Here is a 23,955-nt window from a genome sequence, read left to right as displayed (position 1 = left end):
GGCAGGATTTAACGCCCTGCCTGGCTTTTTCTTTTAATAAATCATTCTATTTCTAATCCTTTGCCAAAGAGGCAATCTTTGCAAACGATTATCGAGCTGCGTAAAAGAGTCTTTATAAAGACCTATACTAGAGGGAGGTAGGCTCCTTGATAGACGTTAATGAATTTGAATATATGAAAATTGGTTTAGCATCACCTGACAAGATTCGTTCTTGGTCATATGGAGAGGTTAAAAAACCTGAAACAATTAACTACCGTACACTAAAACCAGAAAAAGATGGTTTATTCTGTGAGCGTATTTTTGGTCCAACTAAGGACTGGGAGTGTCACTGTGGGAAATATAAACGTGTACGCTATAAAGGCGTAGTTTGTGATCGTTGTGGCGTTGAAGTAACACGTGCTAAAGTTCGTCGTGAACGTATGGGGCATATCGAATTAGCAGCACCAGTTTCTCATATCTGGTACTTCAAAGGTATTCCTAGCCGTATGGGTCTAATTTTAGATATGTCACCTCGTGCTCTTGAAGAAGTTATCTATTTCGCTTCATACGTTGTGATCGATGCAGGTGCTACTAATTTAGAAAGTAAACAATTACTTTCTGAAAAAGAGTATCGTGCATACCGTGAAAAATTCGGTAATACATTCGAAGCATCAATGGGTGCAGAAGCAATCAAAAAATTATTAGGTAAAATCGACCTAGAAGATGAAACACAATCTTTAAAAGAGGAGTTAAAATCTGCTCAAGGTCAAAGACGTACTCGTGCCATTAAACGTCTAGAAGTTGTTGAATCTTTCCGTAACTCAGGAAACTCACCTGAATGGATGATTCTGGATGTACTACCTGTTATTCCACCAGAGCTTCGTCCAATGGTGCAATTAGATGGTGGTCGTTTCGCGACTTCAGATTTAAACGATTTATACCGTCGTGTAATTAATCGTAATAACCGTTTAAAACGTTTATTAGATTTAGGTGCTCCAAGCATCATCGTACAAAATGAAAAACGTATGTTACAAGAAGCTGTTGATGCATTAATCGATAATGGTCGTCGTGGACGTCCTGTAACAGGTCCTGGTAACCGTCCATTAAAATCACTTTCACATATGTTGAAAGGTAAACAAGGTCGTTTCCGTCAAAATCTACTTGGTAAACGTGTTGACTACTCTGGTCGTTCTGTTATCGTAGTAGGTCCAAACTTAAAAATGTACCAATGTGGTTTACCAAAAGAAATGGCTATTGAATTATTCAAGCCATTCGTTATGAAAGAATTAGTAGAGCGTGGTCTTGCTCATAACATTAAATCTGCTAAACGTAAAATCGAACGTTTAAATAACGACGTATGGGACGTTTTAGAAGATGTTATCCGTGAGCATCCAGTATTACTAAACCGTGCACCAACGCTTCACCGTCTTGGAATTCAAGCATTTGAACCAACACTAGTTGAAGGTCGTGCTATTCGTCTTCACCCATTAGTATGTACAGCCTATAATGCTGACTTCGATGGTGACCAAATGGCGGTTCACGTACCATTATCAGCTGAAGCTCAAGCTGAAGCTCGTCTTCTAATGCTTGCTGCACAAAACATCCTGAATCCAAAAGACGGTAAACCAGTTGTAACACCTTCTCAAGATATGGTATTAGGAAACTACTACTTAACACTTGAACGTGAAGGCGCACGCGGTGAAGGTACTGTTTTCTATGGTCCAAATGAAGTTTTAATTGCCTATGATACAGGTCATGTACACTTGCATACACGTATCGCAATAAAAGCAAGTTCATTAAATAATCCAACATTCACTGAAGAACAAAATAATATGTTCTTATTAACAACTGTTGGTAAAGTAATCTTTAATGAAATCTTGCCGGAATCATTCCCTTATATTAATGAGCCAACTGATTTCAACTTAGAGCAAGTAACACCAGAAAAATACTTTGCTAAGTTAACAATTGATGAAGAAACACTTAAAGAGCTTGAATCAGATAATGCTTATAATAATTTAGATGAAAAAGGGAAAATTGATGCACAACGTACAGCTGTATTGCGTAAATACTTTGCATCAGTACCTGTTGTAAATCCATTCCGTAAGAAATTCTTAGGAAATATCATTGCTGAAGTATTTAAACGTTTCCACATTACGGAAACATCTAAAATGCTTGACCGTATGAAAAACCTAGGTTTCAAATATTCAACACGTGCAGGTATTACTGTAGGTGTATCTGACATCGTGGTATTACCTGATAAAGGTGAAATTTTAGCAGAGGCTCAAGAGAAAGTAGATAAAGTTCAAGCGCAATTCCGTCGTGGTTTCATTACTGAGGATGAGCGTTACGATCGCGTAATTTCAAGCTGGAGTGCTGCAAAAGATGAAATTCAAGCGAAGCTGATGAAGTCACTTGAGAAAACAAACCCAATTTTCATGATGTCTGATTCAGGTGCCCGTGGTAATGCATCTAACTTTACTCAGCTAGCTGGTATGCGTGGTCTGATGGCCAACCCAGCTGGTCGTATTATCGAACTTCCAATCAAATCTTCATTCCGTGAAGGTTTAACAGTATTAGAATACTTCATCTCAACTCACGGTGCTCGTAAAGGTCTTGCCGATACAGCCCTAAAAACTGCCGATTCAGGTTACTTAACACGTCGTCTTGTTGACGTTGCACAAGATGTTATCGTTCGTGAAGATGACTGTGGTACTGACCGTGGCTTAACGATCGGTGCATTAATGGAAGGCACTGAATTAATCGAGGCTCTAGATGAACGTATTGTTGGTCGTCATACGAAGAAAACAATCTTCCACCCTGAAACTGGTGAAGTTATTCTTGCAAAAGACGGTTTAATCGATCAAGATATCGCTCGTGCAATTATCGATGCTGGTATTGAAGAAGTGACAATCCGTTCAGCATTTACATGTAATACAAAACACGGCGTTTGTAAAAAATGTTACGGCATGAACTTGGCGACAGGTGAGAAGGTTGAAGTTGGGGAAGCAGTTGGTATTATTGCTGCTCAATCAATCGGTGAACCAGGTACACAGTTAACAATGCGTACATTCCATACAGGTGGGGTTGCCGGAGATGATATTACACAAGGTCTTCCACGTATCCAAGAGATCTTTGAAGCACGTAATCCAAAAGGTCAATCTGTTATTTCAGAAATCGCTGGTACGGTTTCAGATATCACAGAAATTCGTGAAGGCTTAAAAGAAATTACAATTCAAGGTGACGTAGAAACTCGTAAGTATCAAGCACCTTATAACGCACGTTTGAAAGTTATCGAAGGTGATAATGTAGAACGTGGTCAAGTTTTAACAGAAGGTTCTATCGATCCAAAACAATTGCTAAAAGTCAAAGACGTCTCAACTGTTCAAGAATATTTATTAAAAGAAGTTCAAAAAGTATACCGTATGCAAGGGGTAGAAATTGGGGATAAACATATCGAGGTAATGGTTCGCCAAATGCTTCGTAAAGTTCGTGTAATTGAAGCTGGAGATACAGAATTACTGCCTGGCTCATTACTAGATATCCACCAATTCACAGAGGCAAACGTAGATGCTGTTATGAATGGCAAAAACCCTGCAACTTGTCGACCTGTTATCCTTGGTATTACAAAAGCTTCTCTTGAAACAGAATCATTCTTATCTGCAGCATCGTTCCAAGAAACAACACGTGTGTTAACAGATGCAGCAATTAAGGGTAAACGTGACGAGCTTCTTGGATTAAAAGAAAACGTAATTATTGGTAAACTTGTTCCTGCAGGTACTGGTATGCAACGTTATCGTCAAATCCGCATCGAAAAAGATGAGCTTGACACAGAAGTCGTTTCTGCTGAATAAACATTAAAATTAGGCCGAAGAGATGCATATTTTCATCATCTCTTCGGACTTTTTCAAGATATTAGTTGACAGTGTAAATGAGTAATGATAATATATTGAAGGTTGATAGTTAACTGTCTGTACTTCGGAGGATATGCAAATGTCTTATGATAAAGTAAGGGCTAGTCAAACAATCATAGGTACAAAGCAAGCAGTAAAAGCAATGCGAGCTGGTTCAGTGAAAGAACTTTTTGTGGCACTTGATGCAGACAATTGGGTAACCGATTCGGCCATATCTTTCGCGAGAGAAATCGGTATACCAGTTATTCTTGTCGAGTCCAAAAAGGAACTGGGCAAAGCCTGTGGAATCCATGTTGGAGCTGCGGTAGTTGCGATTACTGTAGAGTAGTTTTTGTGTAAAATGCACAAAGACTTTGTTTTTACCCAAAAAATGAACCACCTGGATGTGTGGTATTAAAAAAGAAGGAATGAAGGGAGGAAAAATCGATGCCTACAATTAACCAATTGGTACGTAAGCCTCGTAAATCTAAAATCACGAAATCAAATTCACCAGCGTTAAACAAAGGATATAACTCATTTAAAAAATCTTTAACTGATGTTAAATCTCCACAAAAACGTGGTGTTTGTACTCGTGTAGGTACAATGACGCCTAAAAAACCAAACTCAGCGTTACGTAAATACGCTCGTGTACGTTTAACTAACCAAATCGAGGTTACAGCGTACATTCCTGGTGAAGGCCACAACTTACAAGAGCACAGTGTTGTTCTTATCCGTGGCGGTCGTGTAAAAGACTTACCGGGTGTTCGTTACCATATCGTTCGTGGTGCTCTTGATACTGCTGGTGTAAACGGTCGTATGCAATCACGTTCTTTATACGGTACAAAACGCCCTAAAGAAAAAAAATAATTTAAATCCTACAATATATTTACTCAATGAAAGGAGGAAAACACATGCCTCGTAAAGGTCCTGTTTCCAAACGTGACGTGTTACCAGATCCAATTTATAATTCAAAACTAGTAACTCGTTTAATCAATAAAATGATGATTGATGGTAAAAGAGGTACTTCTCAGAAGATTTTATACGGTGCGTTCGAACTAGTTAAAGAACGTTCTGGTCAAGATCCAATCGAAGTATTCGAAGCTGCTCTAAATAACGTAATGCCAGTTCTTGAAGTACGTGCTCGCCGTGTTGGTGGTTCTAACTACCAAGTACCAGTTGAAGTACGCCCAGAACGTCGTACAACTTTAGGTCTTCGTTACCTAGTTAACTATTCTCGTCTTCGTGGTGAAAAAACTATGGAAGAGCGTTTAGCTAACGAAATCCTTGATGCTTCTAACAACACTGGTGCATCAGTTAAGAAACGTGAAGATATGCACAAAATGGCAGAAGCGAACAAAGCATTCGCTCACTACCGTTGGTAATCTAAACATAGCATAAGCCCAATATGGAAGGAGAAATACCTAATGAAACGCGAATTCTCACTAGAGAATACTCGTAATATTGGGATCATGGCTCACATTGATGCTGGTAAAACAACAACAACTGAGCGTATCCTTTATTACACAGGTAAGATTCACAAAATCGGTGAAACTCATGAAGGCGCTTCTCAAATGGACTGGATGGAGCAAGAGCAAGAACGTGGTATCACAATCACTTCTGCTGCGACAACAGCTCAATGGAAAGGCAACCGCGTAAACATCATCGATACTCCTGGACACGTAGACTTCACTGTAGAAGTAGAACGTTCTTTACGTGTACTTGACGGCGCAGTAACTGTACTTGATGCTCAATCTGGTGTTGAACCTCAAACAGAAACTGTATGGCGTCAAGCTACAACTTACGGTGTACCACGTATCGTATTCATTAACAAAATGGATAAAATGGGTGCAGATTTCCTATATTCTGTAGGTACTTTACACGAGCGTTTACAAGCAAATGCTCATCCAATCCAATTACCAATTGGTGCGGAAGATGAGTTCAAAGCTATTATTGACCTAGTTGAAATGGATGTAACTTACTACGATAACGAAGAAGGTACAGCATTACGTGAAGGTCAACCAATTCCTGAAGAATTCCAAGCGCAAGCTGAAGAATACCGTGAGAAGTTAATCGAAGCAATCGCTGAAGTTAACGAAGAAATCATGGAAAAATACTTTGCTGGTGAAGAAATTACAAAAGAAGAGCTTAAAGCGGCTATCCGTAAAGCGACAATCGCTGTAGAATTCTACCCAGTAATCTGCGGTACAGCATTCAAACACAAAGGTGTTCGTAAAATGCTTGACGCGGTTATCGACTACTTACCATCTCCAGTTGATGTACCTGCTATTAAAGGCACAACTCCAGATGGTGAAGAAACTGAACGTCCATCATCAGACGATGCGCCATTCTCAGCTTTAGCATTTAAAGTTATGACTGACCCATTCGTAGGTAAATTAACGTTCTTCCGTGTGTACTCTGGTGTTCTTGAATCAGGTTCATACGTACAAAACTCTTCAAAAGGTAAACGTGAGCGCGTAGGTCGTATCCTACAAATGCACGCAAACAGCCGTGAAGAGATTTCAAAAGTATTTGCTGGTGATATCGCAGCTGCTGTAGGTCTTAAAGATACAACAACTGGTGACACTCTTTGTGAAGAGAAAAACCTTGTTATCCTTGAGTCTATGGAGTTCCCAGAACCAGTTATCTCTCTTTCTGTAGAACCAAAATCAAAAGCTGACCAAGATAAAATGGGTCAAGCTTTACAAAAACTACAAGAAGAAGATCCAACATTCCGTGCACATACAGACCAAGAAACTGGTCAAACAATTATCTCAGGTATGGGTGAGCTTCACCTTGATATCAAAGTTGATCGTATGCGCCGTGAATTTAAAGTAGAAGCTAACGTAGGTGCTCCAATGGTATCTTACCGTGAAACATTCCGTGGCTCTGCTCAAGTTCAAGGTAAATTCACTCGTCAATCTGGTGGTCGTGGTCAATACGGTGACGTATGGATCGAGTTCTCTCCAAATGAAGAGGGTAAAGGCTTTGAATTCGAAAATGCTATCGTTGGTGGTGTAGTACCACGTGAATATATTCCAGCTGTAGAAGCAGGTCTTCGTGACTCGCTTGACCGCGGTGTAATTGCTGGTTACCCATTAATCGACATCAAAGCGAAATTATTCGATGGTTCATACCATGATGTTGACTCAAACGAAATGGCATTTAAAATCGCTGCATCTATGGCACTTAAAGCTGCTGCATCAAAATGTAGTCCAGTTCTTTTAGAGCCTATGATGAAAGTTGAAGTTGTAATCCCTGAAGAATATCTTGGTGATATCATGGGTAACATCACTTCTCGCCGTGGTCGCGTAGAAGGTATGGAAGCTCGCGGTAACGCTCAAGTTGTTCGTGCGATGGTTCCACTTTCAGAAATGTTTGGATATGCAACAACTTTACGTTCTGCAACGCAAGGTCGTGGTGTATTCTCAATGGTATTCGATCATTATGAAGAAGTACCAAAATCAATCTCTGAAGATATCATCAAAAAAAATAAAGGTGAATAATTGAAATTTCATCTTGCATAAAGTATAACTAATTTGTAAGCTATGATTGCAGGATAGGGGATGGGCCCGTTCTCTATCAGCATTCATTCTATAAATTTTAAATCTAAAACATACAATTTTGAGGAGGCAATCTCTAATGGCTAAAGAAAAATTTGACCGTTCTAAAACGCATGCTAACATTGGTACAATCGGACACGTTGACCATGGTAAAACTACTTTAACTGCTGCAATCGCTACAGTTCTTTCTAAAAAAATGGGTGGTACAGCTAAATCTTACGCTGATATCGATAACGCTCCAGAAGAAAAAGAACGTGGTATCACAATCAATACTTCTCACGTAGAATACGAAACAGAAACTCGTCACTATGCACACGTTGACTGCCCAGGACACGCTGACTATGTTAAAAACATGATCACTGGTGCTGCTCAAATGGACGGCGGTATCTTAGTAGTATCTGCTGCTGACGGCCCAATGCCACAAACTCGTGAGCACATCCTTTTATCTCGTCAAGTAGGTGTTCCTTACTTAGTAGTATTCATGAACAAATGTGATATGGTTGACGACGAAGAATTATTAGAATTAGTAGAAATGGAAATCCGTGATCTACTTTCTGAATATGACTTCCCAGGTGACGATATTCCTGTAATTAAAGGTTCTGCTCTTAAAGCTCTTGAAGGTGAACCAGAATGGGAAGAAAAAATCGTTGAATTAATGGACGCTGTAGATTCTTACATCCCAACTCCAGAACGTCAAACTGACAAACCATTCATGATGCCAGTAGAGGACGTATTCTCTATTACTGGTCGTGGTACAGTTGCAACTGGCCGTGTTGAACGTGGTCAAGTTAAAGTTGGTGACGTAGTTGAAATCATCGGTATCGCTGAAGAAGCTAAATCTACTACTGTAACTGGTGTAGAAATGTTCCGTAAATTATTAGACTATGCTGAAGCTGGTGACAACATCGGTGCTTTACTACGTGGTGTTGCTCGTGAAGAAATCCAACGTGGTCAAGTATTAGCTAAACCAGGTTCAATTACTCCACACACTAACTTCAAAGCTGAAGTTTACGTTTTATCAAAAGAAGAGGGTGGCCGTCATACTCCATTCTTCTCTAACTACCGTCCTCAGTTCTACTTCCGTACAACTGACGTAACAGGTATCTGTAACTTACCAGAAGGCGTTGAAATGGTAATGCCTGGTGATAACATCGAAATGACAGTTGAACTTATCGCTCCAATCGCTCTTGAAGAAGGTACTAAATTCTCTATCCGTGAGGGTGGCCGTACTGTAGGCGCTGGCGTAGTTGCTTCTATCCAAAAATAATTTTAACTTTCGTTAATTTTAAACCAATCTGTAGGGACGCCTACAGATTGGTTTTTTGTGTTAAAATAAAGAAAAATTAGAGTTTTAATTAGTGTATGTGTACATAACAGTAAGCATGTCATCTAGGGTAAATAATTAAAGGGAAAGGGGAATTGACTATGGACATGAAAATTTTGCTGATTGAAGATGATCCTTCTATTTTTAGTATGATTCAAGAACGTTTTGAACAGTGGTCATTACACGTAATTGGACCTAAAAATTTTCAAAAGGTGATGGATGACTTTATAGAGGAGAAGCCACATCTCGTGTTAATTGATATTCAATTGCCTGCCTATGACGGCTTTCATTGGTGTCGTGAAATTCGTCATTTATCCAAAGTGCCAATCCTATTTCTTTCTTCCCGAGATCACCCGATGGATATGGTAATGGCTATGCAAATGGGAGCAGATGATTTTATTCAAAAGCCTTTTCATATGGAAGTTTTACTCGCAAAAGCACAGGCTATTTTACGTAGAACCTATGATTACGTTGAAGAGAAAATGAATGTTACACGTTTTAACGATGCCATCATCGATTATGCAAGAAGTGAAATTATGTATAATGGTGTCATTGCTTCCTTAACAAAAAATGAACTTTTCATTTTAAGAATATTAGTGGAACAGGCTAATCAAATAGTTTCAAGAGATGAGTTAATGAGAAAACTATGGGATGACGAACGTTTTGTAAACGATAATACTTTGTCGGTAAATGTTAATCGGTTACGTACAAAGCTAGAGGATATTGGTTTATATGAAGTAATACTGACAAAAAAGGGACTTGGTTATATGGCAGTAAGCTGAGGGACGTGAGGGAAGTTGTTATTATTATTTATTAGAGAGCGCTTTGCTTGGATAGGTTTTTTTATTTTTACTTTGATAATACTAAATGTACTATTTTCTCTTGACGTTGGTTTAAATGAAGTGTCTATTTGGTATGTGAATATTAGTTTGCTTATTAGTTTTATACTCTTTTTGGGGTATCGCTATGTCATCGAAGTTGGGAAATTAAAAGATTTCCTGGGAAATATGGATAGCTATCTTGATGATGCACATAGAAATAGTTTAGCTTTATCTCCTTTTCAAGAAGTATACTTTCGAAAAATGGAAGATATCCTTTTTGAAAAGAATATGGAGCTAAATCTAGCCAAAGTGCAGCTACAGGAATATTCAGATGAGCTATTAGCTTGGGTTCATGAAGTAAAAGCTCCTTTAACTGCTATTAATTTAATGTTTGAGCATATTGAGGATTTACAGCTACGTCGGAAATTAGAGAATGAATGGCTAAGACTGCATCTTTTGGTTGATCAACAACTGCATCAAACAAGATTATCTTCTATTGAAAAGGATAATTATTTAAATGAGATTGAACTAAAGCCCATTGTTTATAAAGAAATCAGAGCTATGCAAGCCTGGTGTCTTGAGAAAGGCATTGGCTTTGAAATTGCTGAACTTACTGAGACAGTTTTGACAGATGGCAAGTGGCTAGCATTTATTATTCGACAAATTCTTTCGAATGCCATCAAGTATAGCCCAGCGAATTCTGAGATAACAATCTTTGCAGAACATGATTCTACAGGTGCTACATTACTACATATTAAAGATATAGGTAGGGGTATACCTTTAGAGGATTTACCTAGGATTTTTCAAAAATCTTATACAGGAACAGCGGGAAGGGAATCTTCTCAGTCTACAGGTATGGGTCTTTATTTAGCATCTAATGTAGCCCATAAAATTGGTATTCGTATTAATGTTCAATCTAAAGTTGGTGAAGGCTCACTATTTACACTACGTTTCCCCTTACAAAATGAATATGCGAAACTAACAGGTAGATGACGAAAATGTCACCTACCTTTTTATATTGTCATGTAAAACGCACGAATGATTAGGTTTGTCAGGGTACACTTGGACTATAGAAAGGGGCGTTATGAAGTGACAGTTTTAATCGGTCGTAAAATAAAGAAAGTGTATGGAAAAAAATCAACAGCTCAAGAAGTATTAAAGGGTATTGATTTAGAAGTGAATAAAGGTGAATTTGTAGGTATTATGGGACCTTCTGGCTCTGGTAAAACAACGCTTTTAAATGTCTTATGCTCAATTGACTTTGCGACAGAAGGTGTTATTGAGATAAACGGTCATAGTTTACGTGGTATGAAAGAAAAGGCTTTAGCAAACTTCCGACGAGAGCAGCTGGGATTTATATTTCAAGACTATAATTTATTAGATACCTTGACAGTAAAAGAAAATATTCTTCTACCATTAGCCATCAGTAAGTTACCAAAAGCCGTTGCAGAAAGTCGAGTGAAGGAACTCACTTCTTTGCTGGGAATCACAGAAATTTTAAATAAATACCCCAACGAAATATCGGGTGGACAAAAACAGCGTACCTCTGCTGCACGCGCACTTATTACCAATCCGTCATTGGTATTTGCAGACGAGCCCACTGGTGCATTAGATTCTAAATCTGCCACAGCCCTGCTTCAAAATCTACAAAATATTAATGAGACAAAAGAAGCGACAATCATGATGGTTACACACGACGCAGTAGCTGCAAGCTTCTGTACACGTGTGTTATTCCTAAAGGATGGCCTTATCTATAGTGAGCTTTATAAGGGCGATAAAACAAGGCAGGCCTTTTTCCAAGAAATCATGCATACACAAAGTGTGCTAGGCGGTGATGGGTATGAGTCTTAGTAAGCTAGTACTTCGAAGTATGAAGAAAAATATGAGACACTACTATTTATATTTTTTTGCACTTATTTTTAGTGTTACATTGTATTTTTCTTTTGTCACCTTGCAAAATAATACGGAAGTGTGGGCTGCTGTTCAAATGAGTGGAACGGCTGCGGCAGGATTTAAGGCAGCAACTTATATTCTATATTTTATCGTTTTGTTTTTCGTTTTATATGCAAACCATTTATTTATGAAGCGTCGTAGTAAGGAAATAGGCTTGTATCAACTGATTGGCATGACTAAGGGTCTAATCGTGCGTTTATTAGCGATTGAAAACATCCTCTTATTCGTTGGAGCCGTTATTATAGGTATGTTGGCAGGCTTCTTTAGCTCTCGTGTGTTTGCAATGATTTTGCTTCGTGTGCTTGAAAAAGAAGCTCTCGTAACCATGACTTTTAGTACACAAGCTTTACAGCAGTCGATGATTGTATTTACCATCTTATTGATCATTGTTCTTATACAGATGGCCTGGATGATTCATCATGTTTCATTGTTATCATTATTTAGTGCAGCAAAACAAGCAGATGAGCGCGTAAGACGTTTTAGTGCGTTGCAGATGGTTATTGGCTTTTTGGGTCTTATACTGATTGTATATGGCTACTATGCATCAACAAAGCTGTTCGATATCGAATCTGCAGGTAATTTATTTATTAATATGATCATTATTTTAGCTACTACAATTGGTGGAACATTCCTTGTTTTCCGTTTCTCTGTAGCATTTATTATGAATACGATTCGCCTAAAGAAAAAAGGGCATTTATCCATAAAGGATGTATTAGCATTAACGCCCATAATGCATCGCATGAAGAGCAATGCAAAGTCATTAACGCTAATCACCGTGTTAACAGGCGTTTCTCTAGGCGTGACGACGCTTTCCTATATTGCCTATTACTCCTCAGCAGCATCTGCATATAGCCAAGTACCAGGTGATTTCATATTGCTTGAAGAGCAAGGGAAAGCCTTCTTAGAGAAGTTAGAGGAAAATAACATTGCTTATGATAAAATTGACTACCGTTTGCAGGGGGTAACCGCTGCTGTAGGTCAGCTGATGTCTAAAAAACAGCAGGATAACCCTTTATATACGATGGAAGGTACAATTTATACCATTCCGCTTTCAGATTATCAACAGAGTGTTCCAGAAGCCAAGCTATCTGGGAACGAGGTTATCTTAACAAACTATGGTGGTTATATGGCTGAGATGTTCCCGTTAGAGAAAGATCATGATTTAGTAGTATCTGCAGGAAAACTGGAAGAAACTTTTCATGTCGTTGATGTTCACGATAAAAGTGTGATAAGTGGTATTGTAACGGCTGGGGGTGGTGGACCTGTCTTTGTGGTGACAGATGATATGTTTAAAAGTTTAACTACACAGGCAGCTCTTTATCCTTGGCATCATCAAACAACAATTACTTTAAAGTCGAACGAAGATATCGCGACAGCAGAAAAATTATATATTCAATCAAATGCAGGCATTATTACGGCTGTTGATGATAAAGGGAAAACAAAGCAATATACACAATCATCCTATGAAGGCAAACGTAAAGACAATATTGAATCATTAGGTCTGACAATATTTACAACAGCATTTTTAGGTTTAGCATTCTTAATGACAACAGGTAGTATTCTATACTTTAAACAAATGTCTGAGGCAGAGGAAGAACGTGATTCCTATACAATCCTACGAAAGATTGGCTTTGCTGAAAAAGATATCATGAAGGGTATTTATATGAAACAGGCCTTTAATTTCGGTGTTCCATTAGTTATTGGGTTATTGCATAGCTACTTTGCTGTTAAATCAGGGTGGTTTTTATTCGGAACAGAGTTAACAGCTCCCTTGTGGATTGCAATGTGCTGTTATATAGCCTTATATACGGTTTTTGCCATTCTATCGGTAGGCTATTATAAAAAGGTTGTACGTCAATCGTTGTAATATTAATAAGAAGAAACACGAAACAGTGTGGTGTTTATCATTACACTGTTTTTTAGTGCTGAAATATAGAAATTATAAAAACCCTTGACTTTCAATTATCAGAATAATAAAGTTTAACATGTTAGTAATTTAGTATATGAAAGTAGAGTGTAACAATGAATGCAGTAATTGCGGCTGTTGCCGTTATGTTAATATTAAGCTTGCTTCGCATCAATGTCGTTCTCTCGTTAGTTCTAGGAGCATTTGTAGGTGGTCTAACTAGTGGGATGGGCATCGAGTCAACAGTCCGATCATTTACGGAAGGATTAGGAGCAGGAGCAACCATTGCATTAAGTTATGGCTTACTTGGTGGTTTTGCAATCGCCATTGCCAAGACAGGAATACCCGAATTAATGATAGCTGGGATGTTAAAAATATTAAAGGGTAAAAGTAATAGAAAAGGTCTTATCAAGGTATTAATTTTCTTCCTTATCTTTGTGATGTCAATTTTATCTCAAAATGTCATTCCTATTCATATTGCCTTCATTCCATTATTAATTCCTCCTATTTTAAAGATTTTAAATATGCTAGAAGTCGACCGACGTATAATTGCAACGTTGATTGCAGTAGGCTTAATTGGAACTTATAGTTTTGTACCTGCTGGTTTTGGAGCAATCTTTCAAGATATTGTTGCTACACAAGTGTCAGAGGCAGGAATGGCTGTATCTTCACGTGATGTCTCTGCAGCAATGGGGATACCCGTATTAGGAATGCTAATTGGATTGGTAATCGCCTTTGTTGTATACCGCAAGCCAAGGCATTATAAGCATAGTGAAGTGGAGACTGAATCTTTAAATGTAAACGTCAGCAAGTTTATTATGTTTTCTACAGCGCTGGCATTAGTGATAGCACTATGCGCTCAAGTGTTAACAGATTCAATGATTGTAGGCTCGTTTGCAGGTATTATGATTATGTATTTTACAGGTGCCCTTAAATGGAAAGAAGCCGATGATATTCTTTCTGACGGAATGAAGATGATGGCCTTTATTGGTTTTGTTATGATTGCGGCAAATGGTTTTGCGGCGGTAATCAATGCAACAGGTGATGTGGACAGCTTAATTGCAAATTCACTCACCGTATTAGAAGGAAATAGAAGTCTTGCTGTTTTCATCATGTTAGTCATAGGATTAGTTGTGACGATGGGAATTGGCTCATCCTTCGCAACGGTGCCAATTATTGCTACACTCTTTGTTCCGCTTGCACAAGGCTTAGATATGAGTCCATTAGCGATACTTTGTTTAGTTGGTACAGCTGGCGCTTTAGGAGATGCAGGTTCTCCAGCATCTGATTCTACATTAGGGCCAACTGCTGGCCTAAATGTAGACGGTCAGCATCATCATATTTGGGATACCTGTGTTCCGACATTTATTTTCATTAACATACCACTAATCCTATTTGGTTGGATTGCCTGTGTGTTCTTTCTATAACAAGAAAGTAGTTTCTATATAAAATAGAAACTACTTTTCATTTTAGAGTTATTTGAAATGTGCGAAAATGTTGATATGACAACCTTAAGTGTTGCAATATGAATAGAAATTTTATATACTAATAAACGGCTTAAAAAAGCGTAGAAATAGTAGTACTAAGAATATCTGCAACATTTAAAAGAATTTAGCGAAAAGACTTGCTTATTCTTTTTTTATTGTATATAATGTTGAATGTTGGTCTTTGACTGCGATGAAGCGAGAGGTTGCCGACACACCCGGCCGCTTTGCCATGGCGGTGTGTGGGAAAATTTTCGTGGAGAATGTCTAGAAAATAGGCGAGAAGGAGGGAAAATAATGGCAAAACAAAAGATTCGTATTCGTTTAAAAGCGTATGATCACCGTATTTTAGATCAATCTGCTGAGAAAATTGTGGAAACTGCAAAACGTTCAGGTGCAAGTGTATCAGGTCCGATTCCACTTCCAACTGAGAAGTCTGTGTACACAATTCTTCGTGCGGTTCACAAGTACAAAGATTCTCGTGAACAATTCGAAATGCGTACGCATAAACGTCTGATCGATATCGTTAACCCAACACCACAAACTGTTGATGCGTTAATGAAACTTGATTTACCATCTGGCGTTGATATCGAAATCAAACTTTAATGGTAAAAACAATATAACTTTTAAAACTTACAGGAGGTGTGACAAATGGCTAAAGGAATCTTAGGTAGAAAAATTGGTATGACACAAGTTTTCGCTGAAAACGGCGATTTAATCCCGGTAACAGTTATCGAGGCTACTCCAAACGTAGTTCTTCAAAAGAAAACTGTTGAAACAGACGGCTACGAAGCAATTCAAGTTGGTTTCGAAGACAAGCGCGTTAAGCTTTCTAACAAACCAGAACAAGGTCACGTAGCAAAAGCGAACACTGCTCCTAAGCGCTTCATTCGTGAATTCCGCAACGTGAACGTGGAAGAATACGAAGTTGGTCAAGAAGTCAAAGTAGAAATTTTCGCAGAAGGCGATGTAATCGATGTAACAGGAGTTACTAAAGGTAAAGGTTTCCAAGGTGTTATTAAACGCCACGGACAATCTCGTGGTCCTATGGCCCACGGTTCTCGTTACCACCGTCGTCCTGGTTCAATGGGTCCAGTTGCTCCGAACCGCGTATTTAAACAAAAGAAATTACCTGGTCAAATGGGTGGCAATGTAGTTACAATCCAAAACTTAGAAATCGTGAAAGTTGATACAGATCGTAACTTACTACTTGTTAAAGGTAATGTTCCTGGTTCTAAAAAAGCTCTAGTTACAGTAAAAACTGCAATTAAAGCTAAGTAATCACTTAAGGAAAGGAGGAAACAGGAATGACAAAAGTATCTGTACTTAGTCAAACAGGTGCTTCAGTTGGTGAAATCGAATTAAACGATGCGATCTTCGGAATCGAGCCAAATGAAGCAGTATTATTCGACGCAGTAGTTGCTCAACGTGCTTCTCTTCGTCAAGGTAATCACAAGGTTAAAAACCGTTCTGAGGTTGCTGGTGGTGGTCGTAAACCATGGCGTCAAAAAGGAACTGGTCGTGCTCGTCAAGGTTCTATCCGTTCTCCACAATGGCGCGGCGGTGGTATCGTATTCGGTCCTACTCCACGTAGCTATTCTTATAAATTACCTAAAAAAGTTCGTCGTTTAGCTCTTAAATCTGCTTTATCAGCTAAAGTAGTAGAACAAAACTTCTTAGTTCTTGATGCTCTAACTCTAGCAGCACCAAAAACAAAAGAATTCACAAAAATCCTTAAAGATCTTTCTTTAGAGAAAAAATCTTTATTCGTAACTGCTGACCTAGATGAAAACGTAGCATTATCTGCTCGTAACATCCCAGGTGTAACAGTTTTAACTGCAAACGGAATCAACGTTCTTGATCTATTAGGTCATGATAAAGTTGTATTCACTAAGTCTGCAGTAGAAAAAGTTGAGGAGGTGCTTGGATAATGGAAGCACGTGATATTTTAAAACGTCCGGTCATTACTGAGCGTTCTTCAGAACTTATGGCAGAGAAAAAGTATACTTTCGAAGTAGACACTCGCGCTAACAAAACTCAAGTAAAAGACGCTGTAGAAGAAATCTTTGGCGTAAAAGTTGAGAAAGTAAACGTTCTTAACTACAAAGGTAAATTCAAACGCGTAGGCCGTTACGGTGGTTACACTAACAAACGTCGTAAAGCGATCGTTAAATTAACTGCTGATAGCAAAGAAATTGAATTATTCGAAATGTAATCCTAACGGATTTATGATTTGAACACTCAAGAAGGAGGGAAAACACAATGGCGATTAAAAAGTATAAACCTACCTCTAATGGTCGTCGTAACATGACGTCATTAGACTTTGCGGAAATTACAACAAACAAGCCTGAGAAATCATTGCTTGAACCAACTAAACGCAAAGCTGGTCGTAACAACCAAGGTAAAATCACTGTTCGTCATCATGGTGGTGGTCATAAGAAGCAATACCGTGTTATCGATTTCAAACGTGTTAAAGATGGCATTCCGGCAAAAGTTGCTACTATTGAATATGATCCAAACCGTTCTGCGAATATCGCATTAATCAACTACGCTGATGGAGCAAAAGCTTACATCTTAGCACCAAAAGGTCTAGAGGTTGGTCAAACAATCGTTTCTGGTCCAGATGCTGATATTAAAGTAGGTAACACATTACCATTAGCAAACATTCCAATGGGTACTACAATCCATAACATCGAGTTAAAACCTGGTAAGGGCGGACAATTAGTACGTTCAGCTGGTACTTCTGCGCAAGTACTTGGTCGTGAAGATAAGTACGTTATCGTTCGTTTACAATCTGGTGAAGTACGTTTAGTTTTAGCTACTTGCCGCGCTACAATCGGTCAAGTTGGTAACGAACAACACGAACTTGTACACATCGGTAAAGCAGGTCGTAGCCGTTGGTTAGGTAAACGCCCAGAAGTTCGTGGTTCTGTAATGAACCCTAACGATCACCCACACGGTGGTGGTGAAGGACGTTCTCCAATCGGACGTAAATCACCAATGACTCCTTGGGGTAAACCAGCACTTGGTTACAAAACTCGCAAGAAGAAAAACAAATCGGATAAATTTATCATCCGTAGTCGTAAAAAATAAAGTGGTTAAACTACGGTTCTATGTGAGAGCCGTGGTGGAATCACGGAGGGAGGTTCCTACATGGGTCGCAGCTTGAAAAAAGGACCTTTTGTCGATGACCACTTAATGAAAAAAGTGGAAGCGCAAGAGGCTTCTGAGAAAAAACAAGTTATCAAAACTTGGTCACGCCGTTCTACAATCTTCCCGAACTTCATCGGTTTAACGATTGCTGTATATGATGGACGTAAACATGTTCCTGTATACGTAACAGAAGATATGGTAGGCCATAAACTTGGTGAGTTCGCACCGACACGTACTTATAAAGGTCACGGTGCAGACGACAAGAAAACAAGACGCTAATTTTGAGAGGAGGTAAATCCTAATGACACAAGCTAAAGCTATCGCTCGTACAGTACGCATTGCTCCTCGCAAAGTACGTCTAGTTGTAGACTTAATCCGAGGTAAGCAAGTTGGTGAAGCAGTTGCAATTTTACGTCATACTCCAAAAGCGGCGTCTCCAGTCGTTGAGAAAGTATTAAAATCTGCAGTTGCTAACGCTGAGCACAACTACGATCTTGACATCAACTCTTTAGTAGTTTCTGAAGTATTCGTTGACGAAGGTCCAACTTTAAAACGTTTCCGTCCACGTGCACAAGGACGTGCAAGCGCAATTAACAAACGCACAAGCCACATTACTCTAGTGGTATCTGAGAAGAAGGAGGGTTAATCCGTGGGTCAAAAAGTACATCCAATAGGACTACGCGTTGGTATTATTCGTGACTGGGAGTCAAAATGGTACGCTGAAAAAGACTATGCAACTCTACTTCACGAAGACATCAAAGTGCGTAAATATATTGAAACGGCTCTTAAAGACGCTTCTGTTTCTAAAGTAGAAATCGAACGTGCTGCAAACCGTGTAAACATTACAATTCACACTGCGAAACCAGGTATGGTAATCGGTAAAGGTGGTACTGAAGTTGAAAACCTTCGTAAATACCTTAGCGATTTAACTGGTAAACGTGTACACATCAACATCATCGAAATCAAACGTGCAGATCTTGACGCTCGTCTAGTAGCTGAAAACATCGCTCGTCAATTAGAAAATCGTGTATCATTCCGTCGTGCGCAAAAGCAAGCGATCCAACGCACAATCCGCGCTGGTGCAAAAGGAATTAAAACACAAGTATCTGGTCGTTTAGGTGGCGCTGACATCGCGCGTGCTGAACACTATAGTGAAGGAACTGTTCCACTTCATACTCTACGTGCTGACATCGATTATGCACACGCAGAAGCTGATACTACTTACGGTAAATTAGGCGTTAAAGTATGGATCTACCGTGGTGAAGTTCTTCCTACGAAGAAATCTGTGGAAGGAGGCAAATAATATGTTATTGCCTAAACGCGTTAAATACCGTCGTGAACACCGCGGCAACATGCGTGGCGAAGCGAAAGGCGGTAAAGAAGTAACTTTCGGCGAATGGGGCTTACAAGCTCAAACTGCTAGCTGGATTACTAACCGTCAAATCGAATCTGCTCGTATCGCGATGACTCGTTACATGAAACGTGGCGGTAAAGTTTGGATTAAAATCTTCCCACATAAACCTTACACTAAAAAACCTCTAGAAGTCCGCATGGGTTCTGGTAAAGGTTCTCCTGAAGGTTGGGTAGCAGTAGTTAAACCAGGAAAAGTAATGTTCGAAATTGCTGGCGTATCTGAAGAAGTTGCACGTGAAGCACTTCGTTTAGCATCACACAAACTTCCTGTTAAATGTAAGATCGTAAAACGTCAAGAAACTGGTGGTGAATCTAATGAAAGCTAATGAAATCCGTGACCTTGCTACTTCTGAAATAGAATTAAAAGTGAAATCACTGAAAGAAGAGCTTTTCAACCTTCGCTTCCAATTGGCGACTGGTCAATTAGAAAACACAGCTCGTATTCGTGAAGTGCGTAAAGCAATCGCGCGTATGAAAACTGTTATTCGTGAAAGAGAAATCAGTGCAAATAACTGATAAAGGAGGTTTTCAAGTATGACTGAGCGCAATCAACGCAAAGTTTACACGGGCCGCGTTGTTTCAGATAAAATGGACAAAACTGTTACTGTTTTAGTTGAAACTTACAAAAAGCACAAGCTTTATGGTAAGCGTGTAAAATACTCTAAAAAGTTTAAAGCTCATGATGAGTTAAACACAGCGAAAATCGGTGATATCGTACGTATCATGGAAACTCGCCCGCTATCAGCTACTAAACGTTTCCGTCTAGTAGAAGTTGTAGAAAAAGCGGTTATTATTTAATAACTATTTCGGAACAACCAATTTCCGAAGGGAGGTAACCTAAGTGATCCAACAAGAAAGTCGTATGAAAGTTGCTGACAACTCAGGTGCACGTGAAGTTCTTACAATTAAAGTGCTTGGTGGCTCTGGCCGTAAAACTGCTAACATCGGTGATATCGTTGTTTGTACAGTTAAGAAAGCAACACCAGGTGGCGTTGTCAAGAAGGGTGACGTTGTTAAAGCTGTTATCGTTCGTACTAAATCAGGCGTTCGTCGTAAAGACGGCACGTACATCAAATTTGATGAAAATGCTTGTGTAATTATTCGTGATGATAAATCACCACGCGGAACTCGTATTTTCGGACCTGTTGCACGTGAACTACGTGACAGCAACTTCATGAAAATCGTTTCTCTAGCTCCAGAAGTTCTTTAATTTCATGACAGTGCCAATCAAGGAGGTGCGACAGCATGCATGTAAAAAAAGGTGACAAGGTTAAGGTAATCACTGGTAAGGATAAAGGCAAAGAAGGCGTAATCCTTGCTGCTTTCCCAAAACAAGATCGCGTTCTTGTTGAAGGTGTGAACATCGTGAAAAAACACGTTAAACCTAACCAATTGAATCCACAAGGTGGTATTGTTAGCCAAGAGGCTGCAATTCACGTTTCGAACGTAATGCTAATCGATCCTAAATCTGGCGAGCCGACTCGTGTAGGTTATAAAATCGAAAACGGTAAAAAAGTTCGTGTAGCAAAAAAATCAGGTGCAGTAATCGACTAATTAGTATAAATAGAAGGGAGGTACACACATGAGCCGCCTAAAAGAAAAATATTTAAATGAAGTTTCTCCAGCTCTTATGAGCAAATTTGGATATAAATCAGTTATGCAACTACCGAAAGTTGAGAAAATCGTTATCAACATGGGTGTTGGTGATGCAGTTCAAAACTCTAAAGCGTTAGATGCAGCTGTTGAAGAATTAACAATTATCACTGGTCAAAAACCAGTAGTAACTAAAGCTAAAAAATCGATCGCAGGTTTCCGTCTTCGTGAAGGTATGCCTATCGGTGCTAAAGTTACATTACGCGGTGAGCGTATGTATGAATTCTTGGACAAATTAATTTCTATCTCACTACCTCGTGTACGTGACTTCCGTGGTGTTTCTAAAAAAGCATTCGATGGTCGCGGTAACTACACTCTAGGTGTTAAAGAACAATTAATTTTCCCAGAAATCGATTACGATAAAGTTTCAAAAGTACGCGGTATGGACATCGTGATCGTAACGACAGCGAACTCTGACGAAGAAGCTCGCGAGTTATTGACACAATTCGGTATGCCGTTCCAAAAGTAATCAAACAAGGAGGGCGAAAACGTGGCTAAAAAATCTATGATCGTTAAACAACAACGTAAGCAAAAGTTTAAAGTGCAAGAGTATACACGTTGTGAACGCTGTGGTCGTCCACATTCAGTATATCGCAAATTCAAACTTTGCCGTATTTGTTTCCGAGAACTTGCATATAAGGGACAAATTCCTGGCGTGAAAAAAGCCAGCTGGTAATCCCCTAATTTGGGAAGGAGGTAAATGTAATGACAATGACTGATCCGATTGCAGATATGCTTACTCGCATTCGTAATGCGAACATGGTTCGTCACGAGAAGTTAGAAGTACCAGCTTCCAACGTGAAAAAAGAAATCGCTGAAATTTTAAAGCGTGAAGGTTTCGTACGTGACGTAGAATACGTGGAAGACAACAAACAAGGTATCATCCGTATTTTCTTAAAATATGGAAAAGATAACGAGCGCGTTATCACTGGCTTAAAACGTATTTCTAAACCTGGTTTACGTGTATATGCTAAAACAAATGAAGTACCTAAAGTATTGAACGGTCTTGGTATCGCTTTAGTGTCAACTTCACAAGGTTTATTAACAGATAAAGAAGCTCGCGCTAAACAAGTTGGCGGCGAAGTTCTAGCATACGTTTGGTAATTAGCAATAAATGAATGGAGGTGCAGCTAAATGTCTCGTGTAGGTAAAAAAATTATCGAGGTACCAGCTAACGTAACTGTTACTGTTGCAGCTGACAACACTGTTACTGTTAAAGGTCCTAAAGGCGAACTTGTTCGTTCTTTCCACCAAGATATGAAAATTGAGCAAGAGGGTAACGTAATCACTGTAGTACGTCCTTCTGATTCAAAAGAACACCGCACAAACCACGGTACTACTCGTGCGCTTCTTGCGAACATGGTTACTGGTGTTTCTGCAGGTTTCGAAAAAGCTTTAGAACTTATCGGTGTTGGTTACCGTGCGCAATTACAAGGTAATAAACTTGTACTTAACGTAGGTTACTCTCATCCAGTAGAGTTCACACCTGAAGATGGTCTACAAATTGAAGTTCCTTCAAACACAAAGATCATCGTTAAAGGTATCAGCAAAGAACGCGTTGGTGCTCTTGCATCTAACATCCGTGACGTTCGTCCACCAGAGCCTTATAAAGGTAAAGGTATTCGTTATGAAGGCGAATATGTTCGTCGTAAAGAAGGTAAAACAGGTAAATAATGCAGCTTAAGCATTAGAAAGGAGTGACCCTTGTGATTACGAAACAAGATAAAAATCAGGTTCGTAAAAAACGTCATGCTCGCGTTCGTTCTAAAATTTCGGGTACTGCTCAGCGTCCACGCTTAAACGTATTCCGTTCTAACAAGAACATTTACGCGCAACTTATCGATGACGTAGCAGGCGTAACAATTGTTAGCGCATCTTCTCAAGAAAATGGTTTCGAAGGTGCTGGTAGCAATGTTGACGCAGCAACTAAAGTCGGTGAAACAATCGCAAAACGCGCTGCGGAAAAAAATATTACTGCTGTAGTATTTGACCGTGGTGGTTACTTATATCATGGACGTGTTAAAGCTTTAGCTGAAGCTGCACGTGAGAACGGTTTAGAATTTTAATAAGAAGGAGGGACACATTTCATGAGTCGTATTGACGCAAACAAACTTGGAGAACTTGAAGAACGCGTAGTTACTATTAACCGCGTTGCTAAAGTTGTTAAAGGTGGACGTCGCTTCCGCTTCACAGCATTAGTTGTAGTTGGCGATAGAAACGGTCATGTAGGTTTCGGTACTGGTAAAGCTCAAGAGGTGCCAGATGCTATCCGCAAAGCTGTTGAAGATGCGAAGAAAAACTTAATCGAAGTGCCACGCGTAGGTGGAACAACTCCACACTTAGTGCAAGGTCGCTTTGGTGCAGGAGAAATCCTAATCAAACCTGCTGCTCCTGGTACAGGGGTTATCGCTGGTGGTCCAGTACGTGCTGTACTAGAACTTGCTGGTATTACTGATATTCTTTCAAAATCACTTGGATCTAACACACCAATTAACATGGTGCGTGCAACAATTCAAGGTTTAACTGAATTAAAACGCGTAGAGGACGTAGCTAAATTACGTGGTAAATCAGTGGAAGAACTATTAGGATAAGGGGGGAAAGATAATGGCTAACAAATTAGAAATCACCCTTACTAAATCTGTGATTGGTACTAAACCTGCACAACGCAAAACTGTTGAAGCTTTAGGTTTACGTAAATTACACCAAACTGTAGAGAAAGCTGATAACGCAGCTACTCGCGGTATGCTTGATAAAGTAGCTCACTTAGTTACTGTAAAAGAAATTTAATTTCCAATTATTGAACAAGGAGGTGCCACCCA

The 23,955-nt window shown here is 39.3% G+C and carries 31 protein-coding genes; all 31 read left to right on the top strand.

Annotated features, from left to right (window positions below; translation table 11 throughout):
- The first annotated feature begins 146 nt into the window (after positions 1-146).
- The 31 genes from rpoC (at position 147) to rpmD (ending at position 23,923) form a co-directional block, all read left to right on the top strand.
- Positions 147-3,830: a DNA-directed RNA polymerase subunit beta' gene (rpoC, locus tag PSR12_RS23020; RefSeq protein ID WP_274770958.1), complete on the top strand. Its 3,684-nt coding sequence runs from the start codon at positions 147-149 to the stop codon at positions 3,828-3,830.
- A 139-nt stretch (positions 3,831-3,969) separates the two neighbouring features.
- Positions 3,970-4,218, top strand: a complete 249-nt coding sequence (locus PSR12_RS23015; RefSeq protein WP_004233607.1) for a ribosomal L7Ae/L30e/S12e/Gadd45 family protein — start codon at positions 3,970-3,972, stop codon at positions 4,216-4,218.
- Positions 4,219-4,316: 98 nt separating this feature from the next.
- Positions 4,317-4,736: a 30S ribosomal protein S12 gene (gene rpsL / locus PSR12_RS23010; RefSeq protein WP_004233609.1), complete on the top strand. Its 420-nt coding sequence runs from the start codon at positions 4,317-4,319 to the stop codon at positions 4,734-4,736.
- 44 nt (positions 4,737-4,780) lie between these two features.
- The gene (gene rpsG, locus PSR12_RS23005; protein ID WP_004233610.1) at positions 4,781-5,251 is read left to right on the top strand and encodes a 30S ribosomal protein S7; all 471 of its coding nucleotides are present in this window, start codon (positions 4,781-4,783) and stop codon (positions 5,249-5,251) included.
- 42 nt (positions 5,252-5,293) lie between these two features.
- Positions 5,294-7,372: an elongation factor G gene (gene fusA / locus PSR12_RS23000; RefSeq protein WP_274770957.1), complete on the top strand. Its 2,079-nt coding sequence runs from the start codon at positions 5,294-5,296 to the stop codon at positions 7,370-7,372.
- A 136-nt stretch (positions 7,373-7,508) separates the two neighbouring features.
- On the top strand, positions 7,509-8,696 hold the full coding sequence (gene tuf / locus PSR12_RS22995) for an elongation factor Tu (RefSeq protein ID WP_004233614.1): 1,188 nt from the start codon (positions 7,509-7,511) through the stop codon (positions 8,694-8,696).
- A 158-nt stretch (positions 8,697-8,854) separates the two neighbouring features.
- Positions 8,855-9,535 (top strand): response regulator transcription factor, encoded by a 681-nt coding sequence (locus PSR12_RS22990; protein ID WP_274770956.1) that lies wholly within the window; start codon positions 8,855-8,857, stop codon positions 9,533-9,535.
- A gap of 15 nt (positions 9,536-9,550) precedes the next feature.
- Entirely contained in the window at positions 9,551-10,567 is a 1,017-nt protein-coding gene (locus PSR12_RS22985; protein ID WP_274770954.1) for a sensor histidine kinase, read from the top strand.
- A 96-nt stretch (positions 10,568-10,663) separates the two neighbouring features.
- The gene (locus PSR12_RS22980) at positions 10,664-11,425 is read left to right on the top strand and encodes an ABC transporter ATP-binding protein (protein WP_016995265.1); all 762 of its coding nucleotides are present in this window, start codon (positions 10,664-10,666) and stop codon (positions 11,423-11,425) included.
- On the top strand, positions 11,415-13,394 hold the full coding sequence (locus tag PSR12_RS22975; protein ID WP_274770952.1) for an FtsX-like permease family protein: 1,980 nt from the start codon (positions 11,415-11,417) through the stop codon (positions 13,392-13,394). Before PSR12_RS22980 ends, PSR12_RS22975 begins: the two co-directional genes overlap by 11 nt.
- A 155-nt stretch (positions 13,395-13,549) precedes the next feature.
- Positions 13,550-14,860, top strand: coding sequence for a Na+/H+ antiporter family protein (locus tag PSR12_RS22970; protein WP_274770951.1), 1,311 nt, complete (start codon positions 13,550-13,552; stop codon positions 14,858-14,860).
- Positions 14,861-15,214: 354 nt separating this feature from the next.
- Positions 15,215-15,523, top strand: a complete 309-nt coding sequence (gene rpsJ, locus PSR12_RS22965; protein ID WP_004233624.1) for a 30S ribosomal protein S10 — start codon at positions 15,215-15,217, stop codon at positions 15,521-15,523.
- Positions 15,524-15,568: 45 nt separating this feature from the next.
- Entirely contained in the window at positions 15,569-16,198 is a 630-nt protein-coding gene (gene rplC / locus PSR12_RS22960) for a 50S ribosomal protein L3 (RefSeq protein WP_004233625.1), read from the top strand.
- Positions 16,199-16,224: 26 nt separating this feature from the next.
- Positions 16,225-16,848 (top strand): 50S ribosomal protein L4, encoded by a 624-nt coding sequence (gene rplD, locus PSR12_RS22955; RefSeq protein WP_004233626.1) that lies wholly within the window; start codon positions 16,225-16,227, stop codon positions 16,846-16,848.
- On the top strand, positions 16,848-17,132 hold the full coding sequence (gene rplW, locus PSR12_RS22950; RefSeq protein ID WP_004233628.1) for a 50S ribosomal protein L23: 285 nt from the start codon (positions 16,848-16,850) through the stop codon (positions 17,130-17,132). Before rplD ends, rplW begins: the two co-directional genes overlap by 1 nt.
- A 47-nt stretch (positions 17,133-17,179) precedes the next feature.
- Positions 17,180-18,010: a 50S ribosomal protein L2 gene (gene rplB, locus PSR12_RS22945; RefSeq protein ID WP_009373990.1), complete on the top strand. Its 831-nt coding sequence runs from the start codon at positions 17,180-17,182 to the stop codon at positions 18,008-18,010.
- 60 nt (positions 18,011-18,070) lie between these two features.
- Complete coding sequence (rpsS, locus tag PSR12_RS22940) at positions 18,071-18,349, top strand: 30S ribosomal protein S19 (RefSeq protein WP_004233637.1); 279 nt, start codon at positions 18,071-18,073, stop codon at positions 18,347-18,349.
- Between the two features lie 22 nt (positions 18,350-18,371).
- Positions 18,372-18,716, top strand: coding sequence for a 50S ribosomal protein L22 (rplV, locus tag PSR12_RS22935; RefSeq protein WP_004233639.1), 345 nt, complete (start codon positions 18,372-18,374; stop codon positions 18,714-18,716).
- A gap of 3 nt (positions 18,717-18,719) precedes the next feature.
- Positions 18,720-19,373: a 30S ribosomal protein S3 gene (gene rpsC, locus PSR12_RS22930; protein WP_004233642.1), complete on the top strand. Its 654-nt coding sequence runs from the start codon at positions 18,720-18,722 to the stop codon at positions 19,371-19,373.
- A 1-nt stretch (position 19,374) separates the two neighbouring features.
- Positions 19,375-19,809 carry a 50S ribosomal protein L16 gene (rplP, locus tag PSR12_RS22925; protein WP_004233644.1) on the top strand — a complete coding sequence of 145 codons (435 nt, stop codon included), beginning with the start codon at positions 19,375-19,377 and terminating at the stop codon, positions 19,807-19,809.
- A complete protein-coding gene (gene rpmC / locus PSR12_RS22920) occupies positions 19,799-19,999 on the top strand; it encodes a 50S ribosomal protein L29 (RefSeq protein ID WP_004233646.1) in 201 nt (66 codons plus the stop codon). Before rplP ends, rpmC begins: the two co-directional genes overlap by 11 nt.
- Positions 20,000-20,017: 18 nt before the next feature.
- Entirely contained in the window at positions 20,018-20,281 is a 264-nt protein-coding gene (gene rpsQ / locus PSR12_RS22915) for a 30S ribosomal protein S17 (protein WP_004233648.1), read from the top strand.
- Between the two features lie 43 nt (positions 20,282-20,324).
- On the top strand, positions 20,325-20,693 hold the full coding sequence (gene rplN / locus PSR12_RS22910) for a 50S ribosomal protein L14 (RefSeq protein WP_004233650.1): 369 nt from the start codon (positions 20,325-20,327) through the stop codon (positions 20,691-20,693).
- A gap of 35 nt (positions 20,694-20,728) precedes the next feature.
- Complete coding sequence (gene rplX, locus PSR12_RS22905) at positions 20,729-21,037, top strand: 50S ribosomal protein L24 (RefSeq protein ID WP_004233652.1); 309 nt, start codon at positions 20,729-20,731, stop codon at positions 21,035-21,037.
- 28 nt (positions 21,038-21,065) lie between these two features.
- A complete protein-coding gene (rplE, locus tag PSR12_RS22900) occupies positions 21,066-21,605 on the top strand; it encodes a 50S ribosomal protein L5 (protein WP_004233654.1) in 540 nt (179 codons plus the stop codon).
- Positions 21,606-21,626: 21 nt separating this feature from the next.
- The gene (locus PSR12_RS22895; RefSeq protein WP_004233656.1) at positions 21,627-21,812 is read left to right on the top strand and encodes a type Z 30S ribosomal protein S14; all 186 of its coding nucleotides are present in this window, start codon (positions 21,627-21,629) and stop codon (positions 21,810-21,812) included.
- Positions 21,813-21,841: 29 nt separating this feature from the next.
- On the top strand, positions 21,842-22,240 hold the full coding sequence (gene rpsH, locus PSR12_RS22890) for a 30S ribosomal protein S8 (protein ID WP_008181717.1): 399 nt from the start codon (positions 21,842-21,844) through the stop codon (positions 22,238-22,240).
- 30 nt (positions 22,241-22,270) lie between these two features.
- Positions 22,271-22,810, top strand: a complete 540-nt coding sequence (gene rplF / locus PSR12_RS22885; RefSeq protein WP_048395570.1) for a 50S ribosomal protein L6 — start codon at positions 22,271-22,273, stop codon at positions 22,808-22,810.
- Between the two features lie 32 nt (positions 22,811-22,842).
- Positions 22,843-23,202, top strand: coding sequence for a 50S ribosomal protein L18 (rplR, locus tag PSR12_RS22880; RefSeq protein WP_004233662.1), 360 nt, complete (start codon positions 22,843-22,845; stop codon positions 23,200-23,202).
- A gap of 21 nt (positions 23,203-23,223) precedes the next feature.
- A complete protein-coding gene (rpsE, locus tag PSR12_RS22875; protein WP_004233664.1) occupies positions 23,224-23,727 on the top strand; it encodes a 30S ribosomal protein S5 in 504 nt (167 codons plus the stop codon).
- Between the two features lie 13 nt (positions 23,728-23,740).
- Positions 23,741-23,923 (top strand): 50S ribosomal protein L30, encoded by a 183-nt coding sequence (rpmD, locus tag PSR12_RS22870; protein ID WP_004233668.1) that lies wholly within the window; start codon positions 23,741-23,743, stop codon positions 23,921-23,923.
- Positions 23,924-23,955: the final 32 nt, after the last annotated feature.

Origin of the sequence: Lysinibacillus sp. G01H, from assembly GCF_028872195.1 — a bacterium.
Classification (GTDB): Bacteria; Bacillota; Bacilli; order Bacillales_A; family Planococcaceae; genus Lysinibacillus; species Lysinibacillus capsici.
This window is presented reverse-complemented; position numbering and strand designations above follow the sequence as displayed.

Bases quoted from the DNA above. Each gene is read 5' to 3' on its own strand.
- rpsS (WP_004233637.1), top strand. From the start codon at position 18,071: ATGGGTCGCAGCTTGAAAAAAGGACCTTTTGTCGATGACCACTTAATG.
- rplF (WP_048395570.1), top strand. From the start codon at position 22,271: ATGTCTCGTGTAGGTAAAAAAATTATCGAGGTACCAGCTAACGTAACT.
- fusA (WP_274770957.1), top strand. From the start codon at position 5,294: ATGAAACGCGAATTCTCACTAGAGAATACTCGTAATATTGGGATCATG.
- rplC (WP_004233625.1), top strand. From the start codon at position 15,569: ATGGCTAAAGGAATCTTAGGTAGAAAAATTGGTATGACACAAGTTTTC.
- rpsE (WP_004233664.1), top strand. From the start codon at position 23,224: ATGAGTCGTATTGACGCAAACAAACTTGGAGAACTTGAAGAACGCGTA.
- rpsH (WP_008181717.1), top strand. From the start codon at position 21,842: ATGACAATGACTGATCCGATTGCAGATATGCTTACTCGCATTCGTAAT.
- PSR12_RS23015 (WP_004233607.1), top strand. From the start codon at position 3,970: ATGTCTTATGATAAAGTAAGGGCTAGTCAAACAATCATAGGTACAAAG.
- tuf (WP_004233614.1), top strand. From the start codon at position 7,509: ATGGCTAAAGAAAAATTTGACCGTTCTAAAACGCATGCTAACATTGGT.
- rplB (WP_009373990.1), top strand. From the start codon at position 17,180: ATGGCGATTAAAAAGTATAAACCTACCTCTAATGGTCGTCGTAACATG.
- rplV (WP_004233639.1), top strand. From the start codon at position 18,372: ATGACACAAGCTAAAGCTATCGCTCGTACAGTACGCATTGCTCCTCGC.
- rpsG (WP_004233610.1), top strand. From the start codon at position 4,781: ATGCCTCGTAAAGGTCCTGTTTCCAAACGTGACGTGTTACCAGATCCA.
- PSR12_RS22975 (WP_274770952.1), top strand. From the start codon at position 11,415: ATGAGTCTTAGTAAGCTAGTACTTCGAAGTATGAAGAAAAATATGAGA.
- rplE (WP_004233654.1), top strand. From the start codon at position 21,066: ATGAGCCGCCTAAAAGAAAAATATTTAAATGAAGTTTCTCCAGCTCTT.
- rplD (WP_004233626.1), top strand. From the start codon at position 16,225: ATGACAAAAGTATCTGTACTTAGTCAAACAGGTGCTTCAGTTGGTGAA.
- rpsQ (WP_004233648.1), top strand. From the start codon at position 20,018: ATGACTGAGCGCAATCAACGCAAAGTTTACACGGGCCGCGTTGTTTCA.
- rplP (WP_004233644.1), top strand. From the start codon at position 19,375: ATGTTATTGCCTAAACGCGTTAAATACCGTCGTGAACACCGCGGCAAC.
- rpmD (WP_004233668.1), top strand. From the start codon at position 23,741: ATGGCTAACAAATTAGAAATCACCCTTACTAAATCTGTGATTGGTACT.
- rpsJ (WP_004233624.1), top strand. From the start codon at position 15,215: ATGGCAAAACAAAAGATTCGTATTCGTTTAAAAGCGTATGATCACCGT.
- rplW (WP_004233628.1), top strand. From the start codon at position 16,848: ATGGAAGCACGTGATATTTTAAAACGTCCGGTCATTACTGAGCGTTCT.
- PSR12_RS22970 (WP_274770951.1), top strand. From the start codon at position 13,550: ATGAATGCAGTAATTGCGGCTGTTGCCGTTATGTTAATATTAAGCTTG.
- PSR12_RS22990 (WP_274770956.1), top strand. From the start codon at position 8,855: ATGGACATGAAAATTTTGCTGATTGAAGATGATCCTTCTATTTTTAGT.
- rplX (WP_004233652.1), top strand. From the start codon at position 20,729: ATGCATGTAAAAAAAGGTGACAAGGTTAAGGTAATCACTGGTAAGGAT.
- rpsL (WP_004233609.1), top strand. From the start codon at position 4,317: ATGCCTACAATTAACCAATTGGTACGTAAGCCTCGTAAATCTAAAATC.
- rpmC (WP_004233646.1), top strand. From the start codon at position 19,799: ATGAAAGCTAATGAAATCCGTGACCTTGCTACTTCTGAAATAGAATTA.